This is a genomic window from Serratia sp. A07 (assembly GCF_058725505.1).
Map to the genome: position 1 here is coordinate 24097 of NZ_JBZXDO010000001.1, position 20365 is coordinate 44461.

At 59.6% G+C, this 20365-nt stretch carries 22 protein-coding genes; 8 read left to right on the forward strand and 14 right to left on the reverse strand.

Annotation, left to right across the window (positions count from 1 at the left end):
- Positions 1–19: 19 nt before the first annotated feature.
- The 3 genes from lpxM to znuA all read right to left on the reverse strand — a co-directional run bounded on the left by lpxM (position 20) and on the right by znuA (position 3426).
- Positions 20–988 carry a lauroyl-Kdo(2)-lipid IV(A) myristoyltransferase gene (gene lpxM / locus AC4PR2_RS00130; RefSeq protein WP_015378127.1) on the reverse strand — a complete coding sequence of 323 codons (969 nt, stop codon included), beginning with the start codon at positions 986–988 and terminating at the stop codon, positions 20–22.
- A 149-nt stretch (positions 989–1137) separates the two neighbouring features.
- The gene (gene mepM / locus AC4PR2_RS00135; RefSeq protein WP_038877136.1) at positions 1138–2460 is read right to left on the reverse strand and encodes a murein DD-endopeptidase MepM; all 1323 of its coding nucleotides are present in this window, start codon (positions 2458–2460) and stop codon (positions 1138–1140) included.
- A 21-nt stretch (positions 2461–2481) separates the two neighbouring features.
- Entirely contained in the window at positions 2482–3426 is a 945-nt protein-coding gene (znuA, locus tag AC4PR2_RS00140) for a zinc ABC transporter substrate-binding protein ZnuA (protein WP_060424108.1), read from the reverse strand.
- Positions 3427–3504: 78 nt separating this feature from the next.
- Here znuA and znuC point away from each other — a divergent pair, with 78 nt between their 5' ends.
- Both znuC and znuB read left to right on the forward strand, forming a co-directional pair.
- A complete protein-coding gene (znuC, locus tag AC4PR2_RS00145; protein WP_004932357.1) occupies positions 3505–4263 on the forward strand; it encodes a zinc ABC transporter ATP-binding protein ZnuC in 759 nt (252 codons plus the stop codon).
- On the forward strand, positions 4260–5045 hold the full coding sequence (gene znuB / locus AC4PR2_RS00150) for a zinc ABC transporter permease subunit ZnuB (RefSeq protein ID WP_038877132.1): 786 nt from the start codon (positions 4260–4262) through the stop codon (positions 5043–5045). The genes znuC and znuB overlap by 4 nt, the downstream gene beginning before the upstream one ends.
- A gap of 219 nt (positions 5046–5264) precedes the next feature.
- On the opposite strand, the gene ruvB is transcribed toward znuB, so the two are convergent.
- The 7 genes from ruvB to AC4PR2_RS00185 all read right to left on the reverse strand — a co-directional run bounded on the left by ruvB (position 5265) and on the right by AC4PR2_RS00185 (position 10894).
- Complete coding sequence (gene ruvB / locus AC4PR2_RS00155; protein WP_038877130.1) at positions 5265–6269, reverse strand: Holliday junction branch migration DNA helicase RuvB; 1005 nt, start codon at positions 6267–6269, stop codon at positions 5265–5267.
- A 19-nt stretch (positions 6270–6288) separates the two neighbouring features.
- Positions 6289–6903 carry a Holliday junction branch migration protein RuvA gene (gene ruvA / locus AC4PR2_RS00160; protein WP_330112832.1) on the reverse strand — a complete coding sequence of 205 codons (615 nt, stop codon included), beginning with the start codon at positions 6901–6903 and terminating at the stop codon, positions 6289–6291.
- Positions 6904–7015: 112 nt separating this feature from the next.
- On the reverse strand, positions 7016–7537 hold the full coding sequence (gene ruvC, locus AC4PR2_RS00165; protein WP_004932367.1) for a crossover junction endodeoxyribonuclease RuvC: 522 nt from the start codon (positions 7535–7537) through the stop codon (positions 7016–7018).
- 57 nt (positions 7538–7594) lie between these two features.
- The gene (locus AC4PR2_RS00170; RefSeq protein WP_033647638.1) at positions 7595–8338 is read right to left on the reverse strand and encodes a YebC/PmpR family DNA-binding transcriptional regulator; all 744 of its coding nucleotides are present in this window, start codon (positions 8336–8338) and stop codon (positions 7595–7597) included.
- Positions 8339–8358: 20 nt separating this feature from the next.
- The gene (gene nudB / locus AC4PR2_RS00175) at positions 8359–8805 is read right to left on the reverse strand and encodes a dihydroneopterin triphosphate diphosphatase (RefSeq protein ID WP_019452808.1); all 447 of its coding nucleotides are present in this window, start codon (positions 8803–8805) and stop codon (positions 8359–8361) included.
- On the reverse strand, positions 8805–10589 hold the full coding sequence (aspS, locus tag AC4PR2_RS00180; RefSeq protein ID WP_159318106.1) for an aspartate--tRNA ligase: 1785 nt from the start codon (positions 10587–10589) through the stop codon (positions 8805–8807). Before aspS ends, nudB begins: the two co-directional genes overlap by 1 nt.
- A 74-nt stretch (positions 10590–10663) precedes the next feature.
- Positions 10664–10894 (reverse strand): FmdB family zinc ribbon protein, encoded by a 231-nt coding sequence (locus AC4PR2_RS00185; RefSeq protein ID WP_320204121.1) that lies wholly within the window; start codon positions 10892–10894, stop codon positions 10664–10666.
- A 214-nt stretch (positions 10895–11108) separates the two neighbouring features.
- Here AC4PR2_RS00185 and AC4PR2_RS00190 point away from each other — a divergent pair, with 214 nt between their 5' ends.
- The 5 genes from AC4PR2_RS00190 (at position 11109) to cmoB (ending at position 14862) form a co-directional block, all read left to right on the forward strand.
- Positions 11109–11687: a hydrolase gene (locus AC4PR2_RS00190; RefSeq protein ID WP_060424110.1), complete on the forward strand. Its 579-nt coding sequence runs from the start codon at positions 11109–11111 to the stop codon at positions 11685–11687.
- A gap of 47 nt (positions 11688–11734) precedes the next feature.
- Positions 11735–12550: a DUF72 domain-containing protein gene (locus AC4PR2_RS00195; RefSeq protein WP_100395852.1), complete on the forward strand. Its 816-nt coding sequence runs from the start codon at positions 11735–11737 to the stop codon at positions 12548–12550.
- Positions 12551–12652: 102 nt separating this feature from the next.
- Positions 12653–13048, forward strand: a complete 396-nt coding sequence (locus tag AC4PR2_RS00200) for an MAPEG family protein (RefSeq protein ID WP_004932387.1) — start codon at positions 12653–12655, stop codon at positions 13046–13048.
- Positions 13049–13150: 102 nt separating this feature from the next.
- Positions 13151–13894, forward strand: a complete 744-nt coding sequence (gene cmoA / locus AC4PR2_RS00205) for a carboxy-S-adenosyl-L-methionine synthase CmoA (protein WP_049202466.1) — start codon at positions 13151–13153, stop codon at positions 13892–13894.
- On the forward strand, positions 13891–14862 hold the full coding sequence (cmoB, locus tag AC4PR2_RS00210; RefSeq protein WP_087762687.1) for a tRNA 5-methoxyuridine(34)/uridine 5-oxyacetic acid(34) synthase CmoB: 972 nt from the start codon (positions 13891–13893) through the stop codon (positions 14860–14862). The genes cmoA and cmoB overlap by 4 nt, the downstream gene beginning before the upstream one ends.
- A 36-nt stretch (positions 14863–14898) precedes the next feature.
- On the opposite strand, the gene AC4PR2_RS00215 is transcribed toward cmoB, so the two are convergent.
- From AC4PR2_RS00215 to cutC, 3 genes are all read right to left on the reverse strand, one after another.
- Complete coding sequence (locus AC4PR2_RS00215; RefSeq protein ID WP_492174785.1) at positions 14899–16860, reverse strand: FKBP-type peptidyl-prolyl cis-trans isomerase N-terminal domain-containing protein; 1962 nt, start codon at positions 16858–16860, stop codon at positions 14899–14901.
- Positions 16857–17261 (reverse strand): YuaE family lipoprotein, encoded by a 405-nt coding sequence (locus AC4PR2_RS00220; RefSeq protein WP_060425843.1) that lies wholly within the window; start codon positions 17259–17261, stop codon positions 16857–16859. Before AC4PR2_RS00220 ends, AC4PR2_RS00215 begins: the two co-directional genes overlap by 4 nt.
- A gap of 429 nt (positions 17262–17690) precedes the next feature.
- Positions 17691–18449, reverse strand: coding sequence for a copper homeostasis protein CutC (gene cutC / locus AC4PR2_RS00225; protein WP_038877351.1), 759 nt, complete (start codon positions 18447–18449; stop codon positions 17691–17693).
- A 101-nt stretch (positions 18450–18550) separates the two neighbouring features.
- On the opposite strand from cutC, the gene AC4PR2_RS00230 reads away from it, so the two are divergent.
- The gene (locus tag AC4PR2_RS00230; protein WP_492174787.1) at positions 18551–19699 is read left to right on the forward strand and encodes a MalY/PatB family protein; all 1149 of its coding nucleotides are present in this window, start codon (positions 18551–18553) and stop codon (positions 19697–19699) included.
- Here the strand turns inward: AC4PR2_RS00230 and AC4PR2_RS00235 are convergent.
- A complete protein-coding gene (locus tag AC4PR2_RS00235) occupies positions 19696–20262 on the reverse strand; it encodes a VOC family protein (protein WP_060423939.1) in 567 nt (188 codons plus the stop codon). The genes AC4PR2_RS00230 and AC4PR2_RS00235 overlap by 4 nt on opposite strands.
- Between the last annotated feature and the right edge of the window lie 103 nt (positions 20263–20365).

Sequence of the window (20365 nt, forward strand, 5' to 3'; positions counted from 1 at the left end):
GCGTTAGCGGGAGACAGGATTAACGATACAGATCGTCGCGCGAGTAAGGTTCAATCTCCCCTTCCTTGCGCGTCTTCAGCAGTTTGAGGATCCAGGTGTACTGCTCCGGGTTCGGGCCCACCAGATTTTCCACCTCTTCGTTCATGCGGCGGGCAATGCGCGGATCGTCGGCTTCGGCCAGGTCATCCATCGGCTCGCGGATATAAATGTCCAGCATGCTGGTTTTGCCGTCGTACACCGGGAATAAAGGCACGATCGCCGCACGACACACTTTCATCAACCGGCCTACCGCCGGCAGCGTCGCCTTATAGGTCGCGAAGAAATCGACGAACTCGCTGTGCTCCGCGCCATGATCCTGATCGGGCAAGTAGTAGCCCCAATAACCCTGCCGCACCGAACTGATAAACGGTTTGATGCCGTCGTTGCGCGCGTGCATGCGGCCGCCGAATTTACGCCGCACGGCATTCCACAGGTAGTCGATAAGCTGATTACGCTGATTGTGGAACATCGCGGCCATCGGTTGGCCGCGCGCGGCCATCAGCATCGCCGGCACATCCACCGCCCAGCCGTGAGGCACCAGGAAAATGACGTTACGCCCTTCCGCCCGGATCTTGTCCAGCACCTCTTCACCGTGCCAACGCACGCGCTTGAGCACTTTCTCCGGCTTGGTGCAGGCCAGTTCCGCCATCAGCACCATCGACTGCGGCGCGCAGGCGAACATCTGGTCGATGATGTGCTCACGTTCGCTTTCCGGCAGCTCCGGCAAGCAATAAAGCAAATTGATGCGGGCACGACGGCGTGCGCCCTTCGCCAGCTTGCCGGCCAGTTTGCCGACCGCCCCCAGCACCGGATCGCGCAGGCGCGCAGGCACCAGCGAAATGCCGGCCATCAGGCCGGTTCCCAACCACACGCCCCAGTAGCGCGGATATAAAAAGGCTTTCTGAAACTGCGGGATGAACTCTACGTTCGATTTCTTCTCGTTTTGCATGCACATGCTCTTTGCTTAGCGATTCGGCTAATCATAATTGCCATCACCGATTTTGCAATTAACAACCGCGAACCGCCCAGATAAAACAGCATCGGCCCGCAATCAGGCCGATGAAATTGACGGCGCCGAAGCGCCGGAAAAAGGGGATATTAATCCAGCTGCAGCTGAGGAACCACTTCCTTCACCTGCGCCAGATAATCGCTGCGGTCTTTGCCGCTCAGCCCTTCGGAACGCGGCAACTTGGCCGTCAGCGGGTTCACCGCCTGTTGGCCGGTCCACAGTTCAAAGTGCAGGTGCGGCCCGGTGGAGCGCCCGGTGTTGCCGGAAAGCGCAATGCGATCGCCGCGTTTCACCTTCTGGCCCGGTTTCACCAGCAGTTTTTTCAGGTGCATATAGCGCGTGGTGTACTGGCGACCGTGACGGATCGCCACATAGTTGCCCGCCGCGCCGCTGCGTTTGGCGATCACCACCTCACCGTCGCCGACCGCCAGCACCGGCGTGCCGACCGGCATGGCGAAATCGACGCCCTTGTGCGGCGCCACGCGGCCGGTCACCGGGTTCACGCGACGCGGGTTGAAGTTGGAGGAGATGCGGAACTGTTTCATGGTCGGGAAACGCATGAAGCCGCGCGCCAGGCCAGAGCCCTGGCGATCGTAGAATTTGCCGTCTTCGGCGCGGATCGCATAGTAATCTTTGCCGCCGGTGCGCAGACGCACGCCCAACAGCTGGCTTTGCGATTTCTTACCGTCGAAATGCTCGCGCGACATCAGCACGGAGAACTGGTCGCCTTTGCGCAACTTGCGGAAATCGAGCTGCCACTGCAGCGCCTTGATCACCGCATTTATTTCGTTACGGCTCAGCCCGGCGTCGCCGGCGCTGCTGACGAAGCTGCCGTTGACCCGGCCGCTGATCACGTTGTTGCGCCATTCACCCTGCTGCGCCTCTTTCGACTCTTTGAAGCTATTGCCGACGCGGTCATAGGTGCGGGTTTCGCGGCGGGAAACTTCCCAGGTCAACTGCTGCAGATCGCCCGCATCATTGACGGTCCACGACAGCTGTTGGCCGATCTTCAGATTACGCAGATCGCGGTTTTGCGAAGCCAGCAAGGTGACATCCGACATATCGATGCCGTACTGCGTCAGAATGCTGCCGAGGGTGTCGCCGGTGGAAACCACATATTCATGCACGCCATCGTCGCCGGCATCTTTTTGATCCAGCTCATCCTGCGGGATTTCGTCATCGGGGGTGGGTTGGTCGGCATCAATCGGTTCACTGGCTTCAGGGAGCAATGACCGCATCTGGCTGGATTCTAACTCGACGCTCTTGGCAATGGGGTTGTGTTCTGGGTGGTAAACAAAAGGCCGCCAAACAGCGACGGCCAATGTGACGACTGTCAGCGACCCCAGCATGACGCGGTGGGGCCGTGGCAGGTTGTTATACGCCAGAGCGATAGTTCGGACTATCTGCTGCACTCGATATTATCCTCATAAGCTTTACTTCAGGCAGCTCACGTACTGGTTTGACAGCTGAGTCAGGAATTTCCCGTAGCTGTCCTTCCCCAGCGCGATGCCGATGCCCAGCGGGTCCAGCGTTCCGGAACGCACTTTGGTACCCTTGGCGACGGCATTGATTACGGCCGGCCTGAATTGTGGCTCAGCAAAAACGCATACCGCTTTCTGCTCAACCAACTGTGTTCGAATTTGGTGTAGGCGCTGTGCTCCAGGCTGAATTTCGGGATTGACGGTGAAATGGCCCAGCGGACTCAAACCGTAGTGTTTCTCAAAGTAGCCGTAAGCATCATGAAAAACAAAATAACCCTTACCTTGCACAGGCGTAAGCATGTTACCAACATTTTTGTCAGTTTGCGTCAGCAGATTCTCGAACTGGCGCAGGTTTGCGTCTAATTTGTCCTTATTTTGCGGCATAAGTTCCAACAATCTGTCGTGAATCGCGATCGCGGTCACTTTTGCTATCTCCGGCGACAGCCAAACGTGCATATTGTACTCGCCGTGATGATGCCCATGATCGTCATCGGCATGGTTATGCGCTTCGCCTGCATGATCATGATCGTCGTCATCTTCGCCTTTCATCAGCAACGGCTTCACCGCCGGCAGTTCGCTGATGGCCAGCTTGCGGGTTGCCGAGATAGGCACCAGCGCCTTGTTCAGGAACGCCTCCATGTCCGGCCCAACCCACAGCACCAGGTCCGCAGAGCGCAAACGCTGGATATCGGAAGGGCGCAGCGCAAAATCGTGCGGTGAAGCGCCGTCCGGCAGCAACACCTCGGTCGGCGTCACGCCGTCGGCGATCGCCGATGCGATAAAGCCTAACGGACGAATCGAGGTCACCACCGCAGCGGAAGCGCTGCTCAGAGGGCCGGCCATCAACAGTGCGCTGGCCAGCAGCGTGCGCTGCAGCCATTTATTTTTCTTTGCCATCATCAGTAATCCCATCGTTTTCATCAACAAGGCGTGATATTATAACATTCGCTTCGTTCTGCAACCTGTAATCTCGAGATGTCTACACTGATAACGCTAAAAAATATCTCCGTCGCCTTCGGCAGCCGCAAAGTGCTGTCGAACATTTCCCTCAGCCTGCAACCCGGCCGTATTCTCACGCTGCTGGGCCCGAACGGCGCGGGCAAATCTACGCTGGTGCGCGTGGTGCTGGGATTGGTCAAACCGACCGCCGGCACGCTGGAGCGTGAACCCGATCTGCGCATTGGCTACGTGCCGCAAAAGCTGCACCTCGACGCCACCCTGCCGCTGACCGTCAGCCGCTTTATGCGTCTCAAGCCCGGCGTAAAGAAAGCCGACATTTTGCCGGCGCTCAAGCGCGTGCACGCCGCCCACCTGCTCGACCAGCCGATGCAAAAGCTCTCCGGGGGCGAAAACCAACGTGTGCTGCTGGCGCGAGCGCTGCTGAACAAACCGCAGCTGCTGGTGCTGGACGAACCTACGCAAGGGGTGGACGTCAACGGCCAGCTGGCGCTGTACGATCTCATCGATCAGCTGCGTAAAGAGCTGGGCTGCGCCGTGCTGATGGTCTCGCACGATCTGCATCTGGTGATGGCGAAAACCGACGAGGTCTTGTGCCTCAATCAGCACATCTGCTGCTCCGGGGCACCGGAGGTGGTGTCGATGCATCCCGAATTCATCGCCATGTTCGGCAACCGCGGCGCAGAGCAACTGGCGGTGTATCGCCACCATCACAACCACCGTCACGACCTGCAGGGAAGAATTGTCTTGAAGAAAACCGGGAGCCGCGAAGCATGATTGAACTGTTACTTCCCGGCTGGCTGGCTGGCGTGTTGTTGGCTGGCGCCGCCGGGCCGCTGGGTTCCTTCGTGGTCTGGCGTCGTATGTCCTACTTCGGCGATACCCTGGCGCACGCCTCGCTGCTCGGCGTCGCCTTTGGTCTGCTGCTGGACATCAATCCCTTCTATGCGGTGATCGCCATTACGCTGCTGCTGGCTCTGGCCCTGGTGTGGCTGGAACGCCGCCCGCAGCTTTCAGTGGATACCCTGCTCGGCATTCTGGCCCACAGCGCCCTGTCGCTCGGGCTGGTGGTGGTGGCGTTGATGTCTAACGTGCGGGTCGATCTGATGGCCTACCTGTTCGGCGATCTGCTGTCGGTCACGCTGAGCGATATCCTGATGATCGCCGGCGGCGTCGCCGTGGTGCTGCTGGTGCTGTGGTGGCAGTGGCGCGATCTGCTGTCGATGACCATCAGCCCGGAGCTGGCGCACGTCGACGGCGTTAACCTGGTGCGCGCACGCACCGTGTTGATGCTGGTCACCGCCTTGACTATCGGTCTGGCGATGAAATTCGTCGGCGCGCTGATCATCACCTCACTGCTGATCATTCCGGCCGCCACCGCTCGCCGCTTCGCGCGCACGCCGGAACAGATGGCCGGCGTCGCGGTGCTGCTCGGCATGGTGGCCGTCACCGGCGGCCTGACCTTCTCGGCGTTTTACGATACGCCGGCCGGCCCTTCGGTGGTGCTCTGCGCCGCCGTGCTGTTCACGCTGAGCCTGTTCAAAAAACAGCAGGCCTGATTAAAACCGGGATATGACAAGGGCCGCTGATGCGGCCCTTTCTACTGCTGACAGAGGAGGAAAAAACGCGGTTTTTCCTCCTCTGTGGTGAGCAGCCGAAAATCAATGAATTGATTTTCCTTTTTTATGTGCGCCTTCTATAGACCCGGTAACGTCATCAAGTTCAACATTAACGTCAAGGGCCGCAGATGCGGCCCTTTTTTATGATGGGTGGAAAACTTATGCTTCGCGCTCGAGCCCGAAGTGCCGGTAGGCATGCTGCGTCGCCAGGCGGCCGCGCGGCGTGCGCTGGATAAAGCCCTGCTGGATCAGGAACGGCTCGATCACGTCCTCAATGGTTTCGCGCTCTTCGCCGATCGCCGCCGCCAGGTTGTCCAGCCCGACCGGACCACCGGTGAACTTGTCGATAATCGCCAGCAGCAGTTTGCGATCCATATAGTCGAAGCCTTCGGCATCGACGTTGAGCATATCGAGCGCCTGCGCCGCCACCGAACCGCTGATCACCCCGTTGGCGCGCACTTCGGCGAAGTCGCGCACCCGGCGCAACAGGCGGTTGGCGATACGTGGCGTCCCCCGCGCACGGCGGGCCACTTCATGGGCCCCCTCGTCGGACAGTTCCAGCCCCAGGCACCCGGCGCTGCGCGAGACGATGTGCTGCAAATCCGCCACCTGATAAAACTCCAGCCGCTGGACAATGCCGAAGCGATCGCGCAGCGGCGAGGTCAGCGAGCCGGCGCGGGTGGTGGCACCCACCAGCGTGAACGGCGGCAAATCGAGCTTAATCGAACGCGCCGCCGGCCCTTCGCCGATCATGATATCCAGCTGGTAGTCTTCCATCGCCGGATACAGCACTTCTTCCACCACCGGTGACAAGCGGTGAATTTCGTCGATGAACAAGACGTCGTGCGGTTCGAGGTTGGTCAGCATCGCCGCCAAATCGCCCGCCTTCTCCAGCACCGGGCCGGAAGTGGTACGCAAATTCACGCCCATTTCGTTGGCCACGATGTTGGCCAAGGTGGTTTTCCCCAACCCTGGCGGGCCAAAGATCAGCAGATGGTCGAGCGCGTCGCCGCGCTGCTTGGCCGCCTGAATGAAGATCTCCATCTGCTCGCGCACGTGCGGCTGGCCGACGTATTCGGTCAGCAGCTTGGGACGAATGGCGCGATCGAGGATCTCTTCTTCGTTGATCGGCTCGGCGGAAATCAGGCGATCGGCTTCAATCATTATCTACCCCTTTTCGGCCTTACAGGGCGGCGCGCAGCGCGTCGCGGATCAGGGTTTCGCAGTCGGCGCCCGGCTTGGCAATCTTGCTGACCATGCGGCTGGCTTCCTGCGGCTTATAGCCCAGCGCCACCAGCGCCGAAACGGCCTCGGCTTCCGCGTCCACATCCGGCACTTTGTCGGTGGCAGACGGCAGGCTAATCTCGCTGCTGCTGTTGAACAGGTCGCCGTTAAGCCCTTTGAAACGGTCTTTCATCTCTACCACCAGGCGCTCGGCGGTTTTTTTGCCCACGCCCGGCAGCTTGACCAGCGCAGTGATCTCTTCGCGCTCCACCGCGCTGACGAACTGCTGCGCGGACATGCCCGACAGGATCGCCAGCGCCAGCTTCGGCCCGACGCCGTTGACCTTGATCAGCTCGCGGAACAGCGCGCGCTCCTGCTTGTCGTTGAAACCGTACAGCAGCTGCGCGTCTTCACGCACCACGAAGTGGGTAAACACGATGGCCTCTTGCCCCAGTTCCGGCAGCTCGTAAAAGCAGGTCATCGGCATGTGTACCTCATAGCCCACGCCGTTCGCCTCCAGTAACACCAGCGGCGGCTGCTTTTCCAGAATATTTCCCCTGAGACGACCTATCATTTACCCTCCTGCAGAATGACCGGGCATGGCGCCCTGCCATGCCGTTGCTGGTAAAGCTTATAACATAAAAAAGGCTGGATGAATATCCAGCCTGAGCAATCATCGCTTTGCGTCAGCGCAAACGCCCGCGCGCCAGGTTCAACCGCCCTTCGCTCATCCGCAGCACGTTCTGGCTGAGGTGGCAGTGGGTGATGGCGATGGCCAGGGCATCGGCGGCGTCCGCCTGCGGGTTGGCCGAGAGTTTGAGCAGCGAGCGCACCATGTGCTGTACCTGCGCCTTTTCGGCCGCGCCGGTGCCGACCACGGTCTGTTTGACCTGCCGCGCCGCATACTCGAACACTTCCAGATTCTGATTCACCGCCGCCACGATCGCGACGCCGCGCGCCTGGCCGAGCTTGAGCGCCGAATCCGGGTTCTTGGCCATAAACACCTGTTCGATGGCGAAGAAATCGGGCTGAAACTGGGTGATGATCTCACTGACGCCGGCGTAAATCAGCTTCAGCCGCGTCGGCATGTCGTCCACCACCGTGCGGATGCAGCCGCTGGCGATATAGCTCAACTGACGCCCCTGCTGGCGGATAAGGCCATAGCCGGTGACGCGTGAGCCGGGATCGATACCGAGTATGATCGCCATATCTACATCCACCTTGCATGCACGGCGCCGCCGAACGGCGGCGCCCGTTTTACCGGATTACAGCGTCGCCGCCACTTCGTCGGAGATTTCACCGTTATGGTAAACTTCCTGCACGTCGTCGCAGTCTTCCAGCATATCGATCAGGCGCAACAGCTTAGGCGCGGTTTCCGCGTCCATGTCGGCCTTGGTCGATGGGATCATCGACACTTCCGCCGCTTCGGCTTCGAAGCCCGCCGCGGTCAGCGCGTCTTTCACCGCGCCCAAGCTTTCCCAAGCGGTGAACACGTCGATGGCGCCATCGTCATAGGTCACGATGTCTTCCGCACCGGCTTCCAGCGCCGCTTCCATCACGGTGTCTTCATCCAGGCCCGGTGCGTAGGTGATCACGCCCTTCTTGGTGAACAGGTAAGCCACGGAACCGTCGGTGCCGAGGTTGCCGCCACATTTGGTGAAGGCGTGGCGCACTTCCGCCACGGTGCGGTTGCGGTTGTCGCTCAGGCATTCGATCATGACGGCGGTGCCGCCAGGGCCGTAACCTTCATAGATGATGGTTTCCATGTTGGTATCATCATCGCCGCCCACCCCGCGCGCGATGGCACGGTTCATGGTGTCGCGCGTCATGTTGTTCGACAGCGCCTTGTCCATCGCCGCGCGCAGACGCGGGTTGGAGTCCGGATCGCCGCCGCCCAGCTTGGCGGCCGTGACCAGCTCACGAATAATCTTGGTGAAAATTTTACCGCGCTTGGCGTCCTGCGCCGCTTTACGGTGCTTTGTGTTGGCCCACTTACTATGACCTGCCATAAAAAAATCTCCGAAAAAAACTACTGGACTGAATTGATCACGAACTCTTCAATCGCCTGCTGATTGCTCCATGACTTGGTTAACTTCACGGCCTCGGCCGCCTCAAGCCATTGGTAAGCGTGATGCTCGGTAATCACCGGATCGCGCTCCTCGGGCAACGCCAGACAGAACCAGTGCTCTTTATTGCGCGTGGTTCCCGGCGCATAGCGATGTCGCAAATGGACAAAGAGTTCAAACTCCACGCAGCGCTGGCAATCGAACAACGGCAGGTGCTCTGCTTCGATATCGATGCCGACTTCTTCCATGACTTCACGCTGCGCGGCATGCGGCGGCGACTCATCCTGTTCCAGGCTGCCGGTGACCGACTGCCAGAACTCGGTATCGTCGCGCCGCTGTAACATCAGCACCCGACCACTGGATTTCGCGTAAATCACTACCAGGATAGATTCAGGGCGCTTGTAACTCATCACTCGCTCTCTTGTTCCACACCGGCTTTCTTTACCACGCTGATCGCCAGCTCCTGCAGCGACGCCGGGTTGGCGAAGCTCGGTGCGTCGGTCATCAGACAGGCCGCCGCGGTGGTTTTCGGGAAGGCGATGACGTCGCGGATGTTGTCGGTGCCGGTCAACAGCATCACCAGACGATCCAGGCCGAAAGCCAGGCCAGCGTGCGGCGGCGTACCGTACTTCAACGCGTCCAGCAGGAAGCCGAACTTCTCGCGCTGTTCGTGTTCGTTAATGCCCAGAATGCTGAACACCGTCTGCTGCATTTCGCTGCGGTGGATACGCACCGAACCGCCGCCCACTTCGTAACCGTTGATCACCATGTCATAAGCGTTGGCGATGGCGTTGACCGGCGCTGCCGCCAGCTCTTCCGGGCTCATGTCGCGCGGCGAGGTGAACGGGTGGTGCATGGCCGCCAGGCCGCCCTCTTCGTCTTCTTCGAACATCGGGAAGTCAACCACCCACAGCGGCGCCCAGCTGTCGAGTTGGGTCAGCGCCAGATCGCGACCCAGCTTCAGACGCAGCGCGCCCATCGCATCGGTGACAATCTTGAAGCTGTCGGCGCCGAAGAACAGGATATCGCCGGTCTGCGCATCGGTGCGCGCCAGGACCGCTTCCAGCACGTCCGCGCTGAGGAATTTGGCGATCGGGCTCTGCACGCCTTCCATGCCGGCGGCGCGGTCGTTGACTTTCAGCCACGCCAGGCCTTTGGCGCCGTAGATGTTGACGAAAGCGCCGTACTCGTCGATCTGCTTGCGGGTCAGCTGTGCGCCGCCCGGTACGCGGATCGCCGCCACGCGGCCTTTGGCGTCGTTGGCCGGGCCGGAGAAGACTTTAAACTCGACGTCTTTGACCAGGTCAGCCACGTCCACCAGCTCCAGCGGGTTACGCAGGTCCGGCTTGTCGGAGCCAAAGCGACGCATCGCTTCGGCGAAGGTCATGACCGGGAAATCGCCCAGATCCACGCCCTTCACGTCCAGCCACAGCTCGCGCGCCAGTTTCTCCATCACTTCACGTACCTGATCGGCGGTCATGAAGGAGGTTTCGACGTCGATCTGGGTGAATTCAGGCTGACGGTCCGCACGCAGGTCTTCGTCACGGAAGCATTTGACGATCTGGTAGTAACGATCGAAGCCGGACATCATCAGCAGCTGTTTGAACAGCTGTGGGGACTGCGGCAGCGCGTAGAATTTGCCCTTGTGCACGCGGCTCGGCACCAGGTAATCGCGGGCACCTTCCGGCGTCGCCTTGGTCAGCATCGGCGTTTCGATATCGAGGAAGCCGTGGCTGTCCATGAAGCGGCGAACGAAGCTGGTGATTTTGGCGCGGGTCTTCAGACGCTCGGCCATTTCCGGGCGACGCAGATCCAGGTAGCGGTATTTCAGGCGCGCTTCTTCACTGTTGACCTGGTTGGAGTCCAGCGGCAGCGGCTCGGAGCGGTTGATGATTTCCAGCGCGTGGGCGAACACTTCCACTTCGCCGGTGGCCATATCTTTATTGATCTGGCTGTCCGGACGCGCACGCACGGTGCCGACGATCTGGATGCAGAACTCATTGCGCAGGTCGTAGGCCTTGTCGAACGCCACTTTCTGGTCCGGATCGAAGAACACCTGCACGATGCCTTCGCGGTCGCGCATATCAATAAAGATCAGGCCGCCGAGATCGCGACGACGATTGACCCAACCACACAGAGTGACTTCCTGGCCCACGTGGGACAGATTCAACTGCCCGCAATATTCAGTACGCATACGCTATCCTTTTACACAGCCGATGCCGCGCCGGGCTACTGCGCCCCTGTCGCGCGGCTGTTATCTGATAAATTCTACTTGTTACCCGGTTTAAAATCCGTCGCATACCAGCCGGTACCCTTAAGCTGGAAACCGGAGGACGAGATCAACTTGGTCAACGCGGGCTGCCCACACGCCGGGCAGTCTGCCAGCGGCGCATCGGAAAATTTTTGCAATTTCTCTAACCGATGGTTGCAAGCACCACATGCATATTCATAAATCGGCATAGGTCGTTGGATTAAAGAGTGTTGAAAAAAGGGAGTCATTATAAAGGAAATTCATCCGCCCGATAAGTGCGAACACAGCATTGTTACTGCACTAAATGGCGCGTTTTCGTTCGAATCAACACATCGATTAACAAATTTCCCATTAACCTGCGACAGTTTTTTCACGTAGCCTGATTCTCCCCCGGTTTGCGCCGTACGCTGCTCGCCTGGCGCGCCGAACAGTTTTTATCCACTTCGCAACGAGATGAAATCCATGCTGAAACTTGACGCCCAAACCACCGCTCTGGTGCTGATCGATTTGCAAAACGGCATTCTGCCCTACGCCGGCGGCCCGCACAGCGCCGACCAGGTAGTGGCGAACGCCGCCCTGCTGGCCGCGCGTTTTCGTCTGCTGGGCGCGCCGGTGCTGCTGGTGCGCGTCGGCTGGTCCGACACCTTCGCCGAAGCGCTGAAACAGCCGGTGGACAAACCGGCTCCCGCGCCCGCCGGCGGCTTGCCGGTCAGTTGGTGGGAGTTCCCCGCACCGCTGGCGGTCAATGACAGCGATATTCTGGTCACCAAACGCCAATGGGGCGCCTTCTACGGCACCGATCTGGATTTACAGCTGCGCCGCCGCGGCATCAAATCCGTGGTGCTGGGCGGCATCTCCACCAATATTGGCGTAGAGTCCACCGCGCGCGCCGCCTGGGAACACGGCTATGAACTGGTGATCGCCGAAGACGTCTGCAGCGCGCAGAACGCGGAAATGCACCGCTTCGCGTTCGAACACATCTTCCCACGTCTGGCGCGGGTGCGCGACACCGGCGAAATTCTTGCCGCGCTCGAGCGGTAACGTTAAGTTGTAGCCTGATGATCTCAGTAAAGGAAGACGACGCCGTGATCTACATCGGATTGCCGCAGTGGCAACATGCGGCCTGGAACCGCATCGGGCTGCGTGACTTGGCGGATTACAGCCGCTACTTCAACTGCGTGGAAGGTAACACCACCTTCTACGCGCTGCCGAAGCTGGAAATCGTGCAGCGCTGGCGCGACATGACCGGCGACGATTTTCGCTTCTGCTTCAAATTCCCGTCGGACATCAGCCACAAGGCTGCCCTGCGTAACTGCGCCGCCGAGCTGCAGGCGTTTTACCACTGCCTGAGCCCAGTGCATCAGCGCATCGGCCAACTGTGGCTGCAGTTGCCCGCCGCCTTCGGCCCTGACGAGCTGCCGCGCATGTGGCAATTCTTCGAAAGCCTGCCGAAGGAATTCACCTACGGTGTTGAAGTGCGTCATCCGGCGTTTTTCGCCAAGGGCGAGGCAGAGCGTGCGCTGAATCAGGGGTTGCACCAGCGCGGCATCAATCGGGTGATCCTCGACAGCCGCCCGGTGCATCACGCCGCCCCCCATACCGCCGCCGTGCGCGATGCGCAGCAGAAAAAACCGAAGCTGCCGGTGCATGCCCTGGTCACCGCCGACCAGCCGCTGGTGCGCTTTATCGGCGGCGATCAGCTGGCCGACAACCTGCGCTGGTTCGAAGCCTGGCAGCAAAAACTGCCGCTGTGGCAGCAACAGCATCAGCCTTATCTGTTTATTCATACGCCGGACAACGGCGATTCGCCCCAGCAGGCGCAAAAAATTTGGCAGCAGCTACGCCTGGCGATCCCCGATTTGCCTGCGCCGCCGGACTGGCCGGAACAGGATGCACTGTTTTGACCTATTAATCTGACCAATAACATCAAATATTTCCCCGCGACAGTGAATACAATGACGGCTATGATGCTGGCTGCCAGTTTTGGTTAGGGAACGGAGTTAAAAATGGTAAGCGCGCTTTATGTGGTGCTCGGCGCATTGTTGTTGATCAAACTCTCTTATGACGTAGTCAGATTAAGGATGCAGTACCGCGTAGCCTACGGCGACGGCGGTTTCTACGAATTGCAGACCGCCATCCGCGTGCATGGCAACGCCGTTGAATACATTCCGATCGCTGCCGTATTGCTGGTGATCATGGAGATGAACGGCGCGGAAATTTGGATGATTCACCTCTGCGGCCTGATGCTGATGGCCGGGCGGCTGGTGCATTACTACGGTTTGCGCAACCGCGAGGTTCGCTGGCGCCGTTCAGGCATGGCCGCGACCTATATCTCTTTGCTGTTGATGGTTCTGGCAAATATTTTCTATCTGCCCTGGGATCTGATTTTTAGCCTGCATTGATCCCGTTTTATCATCAGGCGGCCGCGCCGCCTGCTTCCGCTCCGCTTTTTTACGCTTTTCTGTTAGACTACGCAGCTTCGAATTCTGAACTGATTTGCCGCTATGCCAAACCGCGATACCCTTTTCTCCGCCCCCATCGCCAAATTGGGCGACTGGACCTTCGACGAACGCGTTGCCGAAGTGTTCCCCGACATGATCCAACGCTCCGTTCCCGGCTATTCCAACATCATCTCGATGATCGGCATGCTGGCCGAACGCTTTGTGCAACCCGACAGCCGGGTGTATGACCTGGGCTGCTCGCTGGGCGCGGCGACGCTGTCGATGCGGCGGAATATCAAGGTGCCCGGCTGCAATATCGTCGCCGTCGACAATTCGCCGGCGATGGTGGAACGTTGTCGCCGCCATATTGACGCCTTCCGCGCCGACACGCCGGTTGACGTCATCGAAGCCGACATTCGCGACATCGACATCGAGAACGCCTCGATGGTGGTGCTGAACTTTACGCTGCAGTTCCTCGAACCGGCCGATCGCCTGCGCCTGCTGGAGAAAATTTATCGCGGCCTGCGCCCGGGCGGCGCACTGGTGCTGTCGGAGAAGTTCAGCTTTGAAGACGCCGAAGTCGGCGAGCTGCTGTTCAACATGCATCACGATTTCAAACGCGCCAATGGGTACAGTGAGCTGGAGATCAGCCAAAAACGCAGCATGCTGGAAAACGTGATGCTGACCGACTCGGTAGAGGCACATAAGGCGCGCCTGCATCAAGCCGGGTTCGAGCATGCCGAAGTGTGGTTCCAATGCTTCAACTTCGGTTCGCTGATCGCCCTGAAAGCGGGGGATGCGCAATGATCGAGTTCGGTGATTTCTATCAGCGCATCGCCAAAAGCCCCCTCAGCCATTGGCTGGATACCCTGCCTGCGCAGCTGAGCGCCTGGCAACGCGAATCGCTGCACGGCAAATTCAAACAGTGGTTTAACTCGGTAGAACATTTGCCGACGCTGGCCCCAACCCGCCTCGATCTGCTGCACGGCGTGCGCGCCGAGATGGAGCCCGGCCTGTCGCCGGGCCAGCTCGAGGGCATCGAGAAAATGCTGCGCACCCTGATGCCATGGCGTAAAGGGCCGTTCTCGCTGTATGGCATCGATATCGATACCGAATGGCATTCCGACTGGAAGTGGGATCGCGTGCTGCCGCACATTTCTCCGCTGGCCGGCCGCACCATTCTCGACGTCGGCTGCGGCAGCGGCTATCACCTGTGGCGCATGATCGGCGCCGGCGCACACTTTGCCGTCGGCATCGATCCGATGCAGCTGTTCCTGTGCCAGTTCGAAGCGGTGCGCAAGCTGTTGGGTGGCGATCAGCGCGCCCACCTGCTGCCGCTCGGCATCGAGCAGTTGCCGGATCTGGCGGCGTTCGACACCGTGTTCTCAATGGGGGTGCTATATCACCGCCGCTCGCCGCTCGATCATCTCTATCAGCTGAAAAATCAGCTGGTGGCTGAAGGGGAGCTGGTGCTGGAAACGCTGGTGGTGGAAGGCGATCGCCACCAGGTGCTGGTGCCGGGCGATCGTTATGCACAGATGCGCAACGTGTATTTCATTCCTTCCGCCGAAGCGCTGAAATGCTGGCTGGAGAAGTGCGGTTTCGTCGACGTGAAGATCGCCGATATGTGCGTCACCAGCCTCGAAGAGCAGCGCCGCACCGACTGGATGACCAGCGAGTCACTGGCCGAATTCCTCGATCCGAACGATCGCAGCAAAACGATCGAAGGCTATCCGGCGCCCCTGCGCGCCGTGCTGACCGCCAAAAAACCCTAGCGTTCGCTAATCGGGCCGGCCTGCGCCGGCCCGAATTTACCCGTTGTCGACATCGACAATCCGCAGCTCATACACCATGGTCGCGTTCGGCGGGATCTGCGGCGCATAGCCCGTTTCTCCGTACGCCAACACCGGCGGCACCACCATTGTCAGCGAACCATGATTTTTCAGATGGCCGATCGCCTCGCGGAACAACGGCGGATAGGCAGAGAGCGGCTGTGACATCACCTTCCCACTGCGATCCATATCCTGAATCACGCTACCGTCGGTTAAGCTCTCTTTCACCACGATGTCCACCCGCGCGTTTTCCTTAATGGCTTCATCACCCACATAATCGATGCGATACCAGAAACCGGCAGGCGACTTCTGCGTGCCTTTCTTCTTTTTAAACTCGGTGACGAACGCCTCGCCCTTGCTGGTCTGCACCTTCGCCGCCTGGTTTCTGGCGTCGCTCACCGCTTTTTCCGACTCCGACAGCGCGCGGGTCAACTGTGCATCGCTTAGTTGGTAATGGCCGTTGAAGGTATCGATCACGCCCGCCAGCAGCAGGGTTTTATCGGGATTGATGCCCCAATTTTTACGCTCCGCCAACATCGTTTGAATATCGCGTCCCAAAGCGACACCGGCAGCATAGCTCTGCTGTTCCGGCTTTTTCTTGAGCGCCTGCGCATCCGGCAGCCATTTGGCCCGCGATCTCAGCCCGCTCAGCTCGTCTTGCAAAGCTTGCTGCGCCTGATGGGCGGCCGCCAGCTCCGTTGCCGTTTTATCCGCCTGCAGTGTCGCTTTATCCCGCTGCTGCGCAGCCTGCGCGCTTTCCGCCGTTACCACCGCCAAACGTTGTTCCAACGCTTTAGCTTGTTCGGTTTGCGTCTTGTTTTTTTCCTGCAGCTGCGCCAGCTGCTGCTGCAGTTCACCCGTCGCCTTGACGGCTTCGGCCTTTTGCTGCGCCAGCGCCGTCTTCAGGCTTTTCTCTTGCTGCTCGGCCTGTTGGCGTTGATCATCACGCTCTTTCTGCAGCTGCGCCAGCTGCTGCTGCAGTTCACCCGCCGCCTTGGCGGCTTCGGCCTTTTGCTGCGCCAGCGCCGTCTTCAGGCTTTTCTCTTGCTGCTCGGCCTGTTGGCGTTGATCATCACGCTCTTTCTGCAGCTGCGCAAGCTGCAGCTGAAGTTCACCCGCCGCCTTGGCGGCTTCGGCCTTTTGCTGCGCCAGCGCCGTCTTCAGGCTTTTCTCTTGCTGCCCACCCTGCTGCCGTTGGCCCTCCTGCTCTTTTTGCAGCTGCGTCAGCTGCTGCTGCAGTTCGCCCATCAGCCTGGCAGCCTCGGCCTTCTGCTGTTCCAGCTCAGCGGCGGCCGCTTTTTTATCCTGCTCATAACGCTGGCGCGCTTTATCGTTGGTGGTCTGGGCCGCCGCCAGTTTCTCCTGCCAAGCCTTATCCGCCTGTTCAGGCAACGCCGCCAGCCGTTGTTCCAGCAAGGCAATGCGCCGGTCGCGCTCCTCGGTTTGCTGCTTTTGCCGCGCTAACGCCGCCTGCGCTTCGGCGATCTGCGCCTGAGCCTTGCGCTCCTGCGGCGTCAGGTTCAGCGCCTGTCGTACGCCGCTGGCGAAGTCGCTCAATGCGCTCAAATCAGGCGCCGGTGTCGGTTTATCGGCAGCGGTCAGGGACGACGCAACCCGCAACGCGGTCAACTCCTGCTGCAGGGATTGAAGAGCGGCTTGCTGTTGCTCCAGGCGAGTCTCTTTCTCGCGCAGCGTCTTTTGCAACTGCGCCAGTTGCTTTCTCTGTGAGCTCGTTTCACGAGCTTGAACCGGCCGGGACGCCGGCTTTTGGCTTTCCTGGGATGGGGTAACCACAGTCTCGGCTGCCGGCGCGTCCTGCCGCTGGTAACGCTCGGCAAACTGCAATAATGCCGGCACATCGTCATCCGCCCCGGCCACCGCCGGCGCAAACGCCAGCGGTATCATCAGGCTCAGCAAAGCCTTTCTTGCTCGAGGGGTCATTGGGCGCGTTCTCCACGCTCAGCCAGGCCGGTCATCATGGCAGAACTGATGTCCGCGCAAAGACGGCTGGTGCGATAACGATACAGGGCGTCGACGGTTTCCTGCGTGCCCGTGTTGACCCGCTGGCGTACCCCGGCATACTGCGCGGCGCCGCCCATCAAGGTATCGAATTCGCGTTTGAATTTTTGGTATTTTTCGTTATCCATGCCGCGCATGGCATCCAACTCGCGCTGGCACTGCTGCATGCGCTCGGCCTCACGCTGCCGTTTGTCTTGTTCCGCAATTTCTTCTGCGCTGGGCGGCTGGCTTAATGTAGAAACAGGTCGCTTGGCGGTCTGGCAGCCGGTCAGGGCCAACGTCAGTAAAAGCGCCGCGCTCAAACAGTGTGCCGTTCGGGTCATTATCGTTATCTCCTTGTTTAGTCCGCCGTTAACGCGCCCTGCGGCTGCGCCGACGGCTCTCCTCAATTGATGCTGTGATGTTCCGGCCATAAGGCAGGCGATGAACAGGTAAAAATACCGGCGCGGTGACGAGCGGCAGAACGCAAACCATTCACCACGGCAATACATACCAAAAAAATCATTTAATATTATGATATTTAAATGATTTTAACTCACAAACTTATCAGCAGGGCATGGCGATCGCAAGAAGAGATGGGGGCAGTTCGACCGAGAAACCGCCTTGAAACGGACACCGCGTCTTTGCAAGACATAAAAAAAGCCCCGGCAAAACGCCGGGGCCTGGTACTTGCGCGATCGCCGAGGGCTCAGTGACACGCAAAGGGGTCTTACGGCCCGGAAACCGGTTTTCAAACGCGGTTAGCTGCGTGTTTATGCGCTTTGCGCCAGGGGATCAACCAAGGCCAGCGCGTTTTTCATCGCCTCCACCATTTCGCCATCCACGCAATAATGGCTAAATTCGTCAAACTCGTTATCGGAGCACATGGTGACGCCCGCCTTGCGGTAACGCATGGTCGACGGTACCAGATGGCCGGAAGAGCTGTGCAGTTCATGCAGACCGATGTCGACAAACTTGTGCAGATTGCTGAGGCGCACGCCGGCACCCGCCATGATCACCGGGCCGTGACTGGCCTGGCGCAAATCTCGCAGCAGCGGCAGGCCCAGTTCGGCGCTCTGCTGTTGGCCGGAGGTTAGAATGCGCGCTACGCCCAGCTCGGTCAGTTGTTCCAACGCCACCATCGGGTTTTGGCACATGTCGAACGCGCGATGGAACGTCACCGCCATGCCCTCGCACAGCTTCATCACTTCGCGCATGCGCGGCAGATCGATGTGCCCTTCTTCGTCCAGCATGCCGACCACTACGCCGGGGAACCCCATCTCGCGGATCTGGCGGAGATCCTGTTTGATCACCTCGAAATCCACCGCGCCGTAGCAGAAATCGCCACCGCGAGGACGAACGATCGGATGCACCGGGATCGCCACCCGCTCGCGCGCCAGACGCAGCGTGCCATAGCTCGGCGTCAATCCCCCCTCGCTCTGGCTGGCGCACAACTCGATACGATCGGCGCCTGCCCGTTCGGCCGTCAGCGCGCAGTCGACGCTAAAGCAACAAACTTCCAGTTTTATCATTGTCACCCCCAGATAACGGCCAACATACGGCGGCAATTGTTCATTTCTTCATTTCTCACGTAGGCTCATGCTTAGGCATAAACCGGCTCAGGGTTGTAACTATGGCATTCAATTTTGATCAATGGGTAGACCGCAGTCACAGTGACAGCGTTAAGTGGGATAAATATCGCGACCGCGACATTATTCCGCTTTGGGTCGCCGACAGCGATTTCACCTCACCGCCGGCGGTGATCGAAGCCTTGCAGCGTCGCGTGGCGCACGGCGTATTCGGCTACACTCACCCATCCCCTGATCTTATTGAGGTTTTTACCCGCCGCATGGTAGAGCGCTACGGCTGGCACATCAAGCCTGAATGGATCATTTTCCTGCCTGGGCTGGTGTGCGGCCTGAACCTGTGCGTGCGAGCCTGCACCGAAGAACACCAGAGCACGCTGGCCCCCTTTCCCATTTATCCGCCGTTCCGCAAAGCGGCCAAATTCGCCGGGCGTAAGCACCTCTCGGTGCCGCTAACGGCGGTAGGCCAACGCTGGGTGTTGGACTTCCCCGCGATGCGTGATCGGCTTAGCGGCAACGAGAAGCTTCTGTTGCTGTGCAACCCGCAGAATCCCGGTGGCACCGCTTATCGCCGGGATGAGCTGTTGCAGCACCATCAGTTCGCTCGCGAGCACGATTTAATCGTCTGTTCCGATGAAATCCACTGCGAGCTGCTGCTTGAACCCGGCGTGCGGCATACCCCTTTCGCTACCCTGAATGACGATGCGGCCCAACGCAGCGTGACGCTGATGTCGCCGTCAAAAACGTTTAATCTTGCCGGGCTGGGCGCTTCACTGGCGATCGTTCCCAACGAAGCGCTGCGACAAAGGCTGAAACGCGCGCGCAGCGGCATCGTGCCGGAGGTCAATCTGCTGGCGCTGGTGGCAGCGCAGGCGGCTTATCAATACGGACAGCCCTGGCTGGACGAGCAGCTGATTTATCTACGTGCCAATCGCGATCGGCTGACCGAGCGCATCAACGCCATGCCGGGGTTGACGGTTTTGCCAATCGAAGCCACCTACCTGGCGTGGATCGATTGCAGCGCTTTACCGGTGGACAACCCGCATCAGTTCTTCGAACGCGCGGGCGTAGGATTAAGCGCCGGTTTGGATTTCGGCGATCGGCGCTTTGTGCGGCTTAACTTTGGCTGCCGGTGGGCCCTGCTCGATGAAGCGCTCGATCGCATGGCGCGAGCCTGTGCGGCACTGCCCGGCTAACCTTGTTCGCTGGCGACGATATCTCGAATGGAATAAGGATGAAACTTTATCGTCACCGTTCCGTCGGTGATGGCCAGCGTCGGGTTCGGTAGCCGCTCGCCCTCGCCTTTTGGCGAGCTTTGCTTCAGTTTGATCCCCGGGGCCAGCAGCGCTTCATCGGCAAGGTAGCTCAACGCCCGGGCGTGCAGCGTCTGCGGATCGCCACTGAGCACTAATTCGACGTGTTCCCAACCTTCGTGCGGATAGCGTTTCTCCCCGGGATACGGCAGCTCGACGCAGTCTATCTGCCACGGCCCCACGGCCAGCGGCTGCGACAAATCGAACAGACAGATAGGTCGCCCGTTGATCATCGACTCGGACAGCAGTGTCCCGCACTGCATCAGCCCCTGGCGCCAGCGTTCGGCAGTGGCGTTCTGATGACAGCGCAGAGAGATGTGATCGGCGGTAAACGCGGCCAGATCAAGCCGCAATTTGGCGGCAAATTGATGCAATGCCTGCTCGAAACGCGGCAGGTCGAGCACCAGGTCGTCCAGCTCGGCAATGGCCTGCAAGGGGGTGGTCATAGAAACCTCAAAACAACGGAACGTATGTGAAACGCCGTAATTTACACGGTGGCGACAGCGCTCGCCAGCATTGCGAGGTTTTTCAGCAGCCGTTCAGAATGAT